Source organism: Liquorilactobacillus mali KCTC 3596 = DSM 20444, assembly GCF_000260415.1.
GTDB lineage: Bacteria > Bacillota > Bacilli > Lactobacillales > Lactobacillaceae > Liquorilactobacillus > Liquorilactobacillus mali.
Genome location: NZ_BACP01000002.1, coordinates 86,215 through 92,623, shown reverse-complemented (window position 1 = coordinate 92,623; position 6,409 = coordinate 86,215). Strand labels below are relative to the sequence as shown.

General features: G+C 33.2%; 9 protein-coding genes. 2 read left to right on the top strand and 7 right to left on the bottom strand.

Going from position 1 to position 6,409, the window contains the following annotated elements; genetic code table 11:
• Positions 1 to 173: 173 nt before the first annotated feature.
• The 7 genes from GSM_RS00560 to GSM_RS00530 all read right to left on the bottom strand — a co-directional run bounded on the left by GSM_RS00560 (position 174) and on the right by GSM_RS00530 (position 4,125).
• Positions 174 to 371: a hypothetical protein gene (locus GSM_RS00560; protein ID WP_003688760.1), complete on the bottom strand. Its 198-nt coding sequence runs from the start codon at positions 369 to 371 to the stop codon at positions 174 to 176.
• A gap of 241 nt (positions 372 to 612) precedes the next feature.
• On the bottom strand, positions 613 to 2,016 hold the full coding sequence (locus GSM_RS00555; RefSeq protein WP_003688761.1) for a virulence-associated E family protein: 1,404 nt from the start codon (positions 2,014 to 2,016) through the stop codon (positions 613 to 615).
• Complete coding sequence (locus tag GSM_RS00550) at positions 2,016 to 2,807, bottom strand: bifunctional DNA primase/polymerase (RefSeq protein WP_003688762.1); 792 nt, start codon at positions 2,805 to 2,807, stop codon at positions 2,016 to 2,018. The genes GSM_RS00555 and GSM_RS00550 overlap by 1 nt, the downstream gene beginning before the upstream one ends.
• Positions 2,808 to 2,819: 12 nt before the next feature.
• Positions 2,820 to 3,083, bottom strand: a complete 264-nt coding sequence (locus GSM_RS00545) for a hypothetical protein (RefSeq protein WP_003688763.1) — start codon at positions 3,081 to 3,083, stop codon at positions 2,820 to 2,822.
• Positions 3,084 to 3,206: 123 nt separating this feature from the next.
• Positions 3,207 to 3,791 (bottom strand): hypothetical protein, encoded by a 585-nt coding sequence (locus tag GSM_RS00540; RefSeq protein WP_003688764.1) that lies wholly within the window; start codon positions 3,789 to 3,791, stop codon positions 3,207 to 3,209.
• A gap of 16 nt (positions 3,792 to 3,807) precedes the next feature.
• Positions 3,808 to 3,930, bottom strand: coding sequence for a hypothetical protein (locus GSM_RS15475; protein WP_261974546.1), 123 nt, complete (start codon positions 3,928 to 3,930; stop codon positions 3,808 to 3,810).
• Between the two features lie 12 nt (positions 3,931 to 3,942).
• A complete protein-coding gene (locus GSM_RS00530) occupies positions 3,943 to 4,125 on the bottom strand; it encodes a MerR family transcriptional regulator (RefSeq protein WP_003688765.1) in 183 nt (60 codons plus the stop codon).
• A 184-nt stretch (positions 4,126 to 4,309) separates the two neighbouring features.
• On the opposite strand from GSM_RS00530, the gene GSM_RS00525 reads away from it, so the two are divergent.
• Complete coding sequence (locus tag GSM_RS00525; protein WP_003688767.1) at positions 4,310 to 4,930, top strand: helix-turn-helix domain-containing protein; 621 nt, start codon at positions 4,310 to 4,312, stop codon at positions 4,928 to 4,930.
• A 10-nt stretch (positions 4,931 to 4,940) separates the two neighbouring features.
• Complete coding sequence (locus tag GSM_RS00520) at positions 4,941 to 6,101, top strand: site-specific integrase (protein WP_003688768.1); 1,161 nt, start codon at positions 4,941 to 4,943, stop codon at positions 6,099 to 6,101.
• Positions 6,102 to 6,409 lie beyond the last annotated feature (308 nt).

Here is a 6,409-nt window from a genome sequence, read left to right as displayed (position 1 = left end):
CAGAACTTTACTATCGCTAATCTTATGAATATCAAGATGAGACTTTACTAGTTCAAATTCTGTATCATATGCATATTTGCTATACATCTGATTGTTAAGCTTAGTAGTCTTTTTAAGCATATCATCGCCGTTATCAGCAAATACTGTTTTAATCTCAATCATAATTTACACTCCTATTCATATCTAAATTTACCCAAGTAATGTGCAACAACTACATATTCATTGTTCAAATATTTAATATCTACTGACTTACAATAGAAATCTTCTTCTAACTTTTCTCGTATTTCCTCAATCATATCGTCTAGATCTGTTCCATGACTTATTACCCAGGCAGTACCTTTACCATGCAATGATTCCTTTTTTATTTCCATTTTTAATGGCTCCTCCTAGTTTTAAGAAAGTTTTCATTTAACCCGTCACACGCGTCACTTATGTCACAAAGCTGTTATATCAACGTTTATAACCACTAATACCTGTCACATTTTTTTACTAACCCGTCACATCTTATTTTTGTGTGACACGTTCTGTGACACGTCCCTATATTCAAAAATACTGTTATATCACCGTCTGTGACACGGTGACGGGTGTGACACGTTATTTTAGAACTTATTATTATTCCCTAACATATCCTCTCGTTTGTTTACCATTAATCCTGATTCTTTGTGAAAACCAGCCTTGCATGTTATCCATAATCAACTTTACTTTTTTAGCCTCTGAATTTGTTCTACCCATTAAATATTTATCTACTGTCTTATTAAAAACGACCTCTAAGATTTCTCTTGTAGTGGTTTTTGGCAACAATTCACGTTCATTAGATAATTGATTACTTACCCAATCAGACAAATCAGTATTGTGTTGTCTAAAGTACTGCTGTTTAACATTTAAAGGTAACAGATCCCAATTTGTAGGAACTTTCATTGAAACAAAATCTTCAATAGCCTCTTTCATTGGATCTACACTTTCCGCTGCTGCTTGATATTTCTTAGCCTCTCGCATTGTGTCATAATCCAGATATAATGGTTCATTGTTGCCAAACCACACCTTAGCCTCTGCTAATATCTGCAAAATATCGGCCTGATCTGGTTTCCATACATTTTTACTTGGTTTATTAATTCCACACTTAATTGGAAAAAAACGTCTTTCACCAGTGGCATCTTTTAAATAATCAGTTTGATTAGTTGTGCCAATAAATACACATTTTCTCGGATGTGGTGTTGAATATCTGCCATAACTGTTTCTGTAATTGTCAACTTGTGCACTAATGAAATTTTTTACTTTTTCAACGTCTGTTTTTTTCATAGCCGACAGTTCAGCTATTTCTAAGATCCAACTGCCTTGGAGTTGCTGATAATCGTCTTTTTGTTTTCCTAAACTATCAATAGTATCGTTGAATTTATCTGGGTAAAGTATACTTACAGCCGTACTCTTACCCAATCCCTGCTTTCCTTCAAGTATAGGTACTACTTCAAATTTAATGCCTGGTTTGTATACTCGACCGATTAAACCAGTAAACCACGCTTTAGTAACCGCTCTGGTGTAATGACTATCTTCCGCACCCAAATAATCTATAAAAAATGAATCTGCCCGTTTTACTTTGTCCCATTTAACACTTTCGATTCGTGCCTTAACTGGATTAATTGTTTGCTGTCTTGAAATTGAAACGACTGCATCTGTAATATTATCTTTACCAAACAAAAGATTATGCCTTTGTTCAAGATATACACGCAAGATTGCATCATCTGCATCAGTCCAGTATCCTTTTTCAATTTTTAAACTAGGTACACTTTTCTGTTTAACAATCTGATCTGAAAATTCATCATAAACGATTAAGTCTTTCAACAAATCATCATGTTTAATAAATAGCTCAATATTAAATACTGACCTGGTCTTAACTCCACCTTCACTATTCATTTTGAGCAGGTCTTGCCAATCATTTTTTTTAGAAAGTACCGTTATTTTTTTCCTATACTCTTCTGCTAATGGCTGTAAGTCTTTTGGAATTTCCTTTAATGCCATTAATTAACCGCCTGCCTCTCTTGCCTCATGATTGATCTAAAAATCACATTCACTTCTTTGTCATTCAAAGGCTCTGTTAAATTATTATTGGCAATTGTTAGTAAGTTATAAATTGCCTTCGGATCTGCACCAGTCCAAAATAATTTACCTGCCATTTGTGTTAGCCAATCGTTACGATTGCCTGTCTCCGTGCCAGTCATGAGTTCATCAATTAGCTTTCCCATATATTTCTTTCTCTTAGGTAACTGAAAATCAACCTGTATAGGTTTCTCATTTGGTTTCATCATCTCAACCAGCCAATCAGGCGCTGGCTTTACATCTTCAAAAGTCCGCTGGTCAACTGCCTTATACCGCTTGCCATTTATTTCACTTGGCGACACAATAACAAAATCTGTTAATATATCTATTCCAGTAAGCACATTAACTTTACGTGTTGCTTTACCTTGGTATTTAAAGAAGTAATGTAATCCGTTATTCGGTGTGCGTTCTATATAAGTGTCACTAGGCATTACCATTCCTTGCTTAGATAACTTTATAAGACTCTCACGTCCGTTGTTATCACCATGTAAATCAACATCAACAACCAGTAAATTACTGGTATCTAATCTCAAACCTAAATTCATCTTGGGTTCTCTGACTATCCAATCAAATAGATTTTCATGTTCACTCGTTGCTGATAAATAACCATGAGTGTCTTTTAATGGTACTTTGCTGTTTTGACTAAGTGGAAATACTTGAAAACCTCTATCCAACAAATGAAATGCTGGTAATTCACATTGCAAATCAATCATTTAATTACCCCCTTACATATCGGGGCATATATCACTTGATATCTGATTGAGAGCTTTTTCTAAGTTCTCCAAAGAATCTGTAAGATTACTCAATGAACCATTTTTAATGAAATATGATGTTGCGAACTCATCTTTCTTTATGGCTAAGTAGTTAATGACACTTAAATAATCAACTGTAACTTTTAATTCTTGCTGCAAGTTTACAATTTCTGATGCTTTCTGTTGTAAATATTCCGCTGTAACTACTTTTTTATCGATAAATACTTGCTTTTCCATTTCAATAACCTCCAAATTTTGTTAAACTAGAGGTATAAATACATTTTGTCTGTCTTGCTTTCTAAACTTTGGTAGGTTTAAGCAAGGCTTTTTTGTATTTACACCCATAATTAACTACCTCTACTAGTAATTTTTAAATTTGTCTAAGATCTCTTTAGCTGCTTCTATATCCCCTGGCAGTTGACCAGAAATAACCTTTTTGCATTGTTCCTTTGCTGCTGCAATATCAACTAGTACACCATCACTTGTTTCATGGAAATGTGAATCATCAACATCTCTGTATGCAGGTATCGTTCCTTTTAACTCCCCGATTGTTTGTGGGTTCTCATAGTTTCTTTGAGTAAGGTATGCACTAATTTCTGCTCGTTCATCAAATGAAGCTCTTTCGTCAAAATCAACTAAAAAATCAAGAATCTTGTCTGATACATACCAGCAACCATCATATTTAGCAAACTCTTTCGCTGGAAAATTTTTGAATATTGGATAAATTTTCTTAAACTCCAGTAAGGTCATATTACTTCTTTCAGTGGCATCAGTTACAAGCCCTTCATCTAGTGCCTTTTTTGTTGGAGTACCATTTGCATCAATCATTTTGTCTTCAACCATTTCTTTATAGATAAGTGCCTTGTCGATACCTGTAACACCACTATTTTTCATTCCAGCATACATCTGCTCAACAAGTGGTGGATAAATTGTTTCAACCTTCATACTCACTTCTCCTTTTCTAAATAAATGACACAATCACACCAGCAACTGTCATAATGAACATATATCCTAAGAACACATCAAACCAAAATCCTTGTACTCCCTCTGGTATTGCTAAATATTCGTGAATCTTTTCTAACATAAGACCAACTCCTTACTTAATAGTCTGTTTTTCAAACCACTCTTCTGCTACTTGCTGATCTATACGTTTTAGTGTGCCAACTTTAACTACTGGCAAACCCATCTCAATAAACTTGTAAAGTGTATTGTAACTTCCGATATTGAAGAACTTTAGTGCTTGACCGTAATTCATAAAGCGGGGTAATTCGTTTTTCATATTTCCATCTCCTTTTTCTTAGAAATTCTTAGTATGAAATTTAAAAAAATCGCGCCAAGTTTCTTAGATTTTCTTAGCACAAATATAGTGTACTTTAATTTTGTATAAATTGCAATGATTTTCTTAGATTTTCTTTGCAAATAAATACAATTTGCTTTAGTCTTAGGCTATGGAGGTTACATATATGAATGAAAATGAAAAAAGAAAAGTGGGAAATCGAGTTAAATCAATTAGAGTGGGATTGGGTTTAACTATGGATGAATTTGCCAAAAAAATCGATAGTAGTGCTAAAAGTGGGACAATCGCTAACTGGGAAATGGGAAAAAATGCTCCCAATAAAAAACGTTTAAAGAAAATTGCGGAATTAGGTGATGTATCAGTAAATTATTTATTGCATGGTACTGGACTATCTTTAAAAGATATTGAGACATTGGAAAATAAATTTGTTCATTCTCCATCAGAACTCAGTGAAAAAGATAAAATAGCAGCTAAAGATTCTGCAGCTGAATTAAAAGAGGTTAGTCTTAAATTTTACGAAAAGACAATTAATGATATTAGTAGTGTGTTTGATGCTGATAATCTTAGAAATCTTTCAAGTTCAGAGCTTGTTCTAGCACACAGTATGGCTATTTTATTATTTACTGCTGATAAAACCAAAAATCCTATCTTTTCGACAAAAATAGGATCCCTTTTAAGTTTGATTAGTTTTTCTATTAGTAAAAAAGATAAAACAATTCTTAATGAGACTCGTAAAGCATTCGATTCGCTTATAATTGAAATTAGCAAGATAAATAATCGAGACTGAGGTATATACTATGGCGTCTATAACACAATACACAACTAAATCAGGCAAAAAGTTATGGCGATGTCAATATTCTGTTGGTACTGATCCAATCACAGGTAAGTCAATTAGGACTTCAAAACGTGGCTTTAAAACTAAACGTGAGGCTGAATCCGCATTAAGACATGAACTAATGAATGTTGAAAACCATGGATATGCTGAAAAAAGAAATTTAAAATACAAAGACGTCTATGAGTATTTTATTAAGTCTTACAAGAATACTGTTAAGGAATCTACTTTAAATCGTGTTCTCGGCATTTTTAAGCATCATGTACTGCCTGCATTGGGAAAGTATCCAATTAAAGATATAACTACTCCTATGTGTCAAAATATCGTTAATAGGTGGTCTAATGAATTAGTTGATTTTCGTAAAATAAAAAATTATGCTGGTCTAGTATTTAAAGAAGCTAGACGATTGAAAATTATTTATGATAATCCAATGGAGCTTGTGACCTTACCAAAAAAGGCTGTAAAAATTGGCGAAGAAAAATTTGAAAACTTTTGGGATAAAGATGAATTAAAATTGTTCTTTGACTGTTTGAAACAAGAATATGGGGATAAAAATATGAAGGCTGTAACCTTTTTTAGACTACTAGCATTTACTGGAATGAGAAAAGGCGAGGCTTTAGCCCTATGTTGGAATGATATCGATGAAACTGCTCATACAATAAGTATTAATAAAACTGTAACACGTGCTGTGGACAATAAAATGATAGTGGGTACGCCTAAGACTAAAAATTCGTATCGTACGTTAGACTTAGATAAAAGGACATTTGAAATTTTAATAAGTTGGAAAAAACTCCAAAAAGAAGAAATGTTTCTGATTGGTGGTTTTGATACCTCTTTACCTACTCAATTAATATTTCCAAATAATAAAAATAGCCTACTTGCTACGACTAAGGCAAACAAGTGGCTAGATCATGTAATAAATAAATATAATTTAAAACACATTGGAGTTCACGGATTACGCCATACTTTTGCCAGTATAGCCTTTGAAGCTGGTGCAACTATCAAACAGGTACAAACACAGCTTGGACATGCAGATGTTCAAACAACATTAAACATATATACTCACGTAACTAAATATGCAAAAAAAGATACAATTAACAAATTTAAAAATTATGTAGATTTTTAGAAAGTGAGTCAATAATGAGTCACAACATGCAAAAAAGATATAAAATTGCTTATATAACAGCAATTTAAATACTGAGGGTACAAAACCCACGTGGCGCATATTATCTATTGGTGATTATAAGTGTTTACCGCTTACAAAACAACTATTTAGAGAATAAGGAAGTATCTGAAATAGATTGCTAAAACTTGGCATTGCCTTGAATTACTCATAAAGTTACCACTTTGCCACAAGTAATTAGCTGCCCAATCGCGAACCTTAATTTATTAAAATCTATATAAACCTACTGAAGAAGCCATGCCAGAGAGTTA

What these genes read in the sequence shown, in the direction of transcription:
- GSM_RS00540 (WP_003688764.1), bottom strand. Translation starts at nt 3,791, where the DNA reads ATGAAGGTTGAAACAATTTATCCACCACTTGTTGAGCAGATGTATGCT.
- GSM_RS00545 (WP_003688763.1), bottom strand. Translation starts at nt 3,083, where the DNA reads ATGGAAAAGCAAGTATTTATCGATAAAAAAGTAGTTACAGCGGAATAT.
- GSM_RS00550 (WP_003688762.1), bottom strand. Translation starts at nt 2,807, where the DNA reads ATGATTGATTTGCAATGTGAATTACCAGCATTTCATTTGTTGGATAGA.
- GSM_RS15475 (WP_261974546.1), bottom strand. Translation starts at nt 3,930, where the DNA reads ATGTTAGAAAAGATTCACGAATATTTAGCAATACCAGAGGGAGTACAA.
- GSM_RS00555 (WP_003688761.1), bottom strand. Translation starts at nt 2,016, where the DNA reads ATGGCATTAAAGGAAATTCCAAAAGACTTACAGCCATTAGCAGAAGAG.
- GSM_RS00525 (WP_003688767.1), top strand. Translation starts at nt 4,310, where the DNA reads ATGAATGAAAATGAAAAAAGAAAAGTGGGAAATCGAGTTAAATCAATT.
- GSM_RS00520 (WP_003688768.1), top strand. Translation starts at nt 4,941, where the DNA reads ATGGCGTCTATAACACAATACACAACTAAATCAGGCAAAAAGTTATGG.
- GSM_RS00530 (WP_003688765.1), bottom strand. Translation starts at nt 4,125, where the DNA reads ATGAAAAACGAATTACCCCGCTTTATGAATTACGGTCAAGCACTAAAG.
- GSM_RS00560 (WP_003688760.1), bottom strand. Translation starts at nt 371, where the DNA reads ATGGAAATAAAAAAGGAATCATTGCATGGTAAAGGTACTGCCTGGGTA.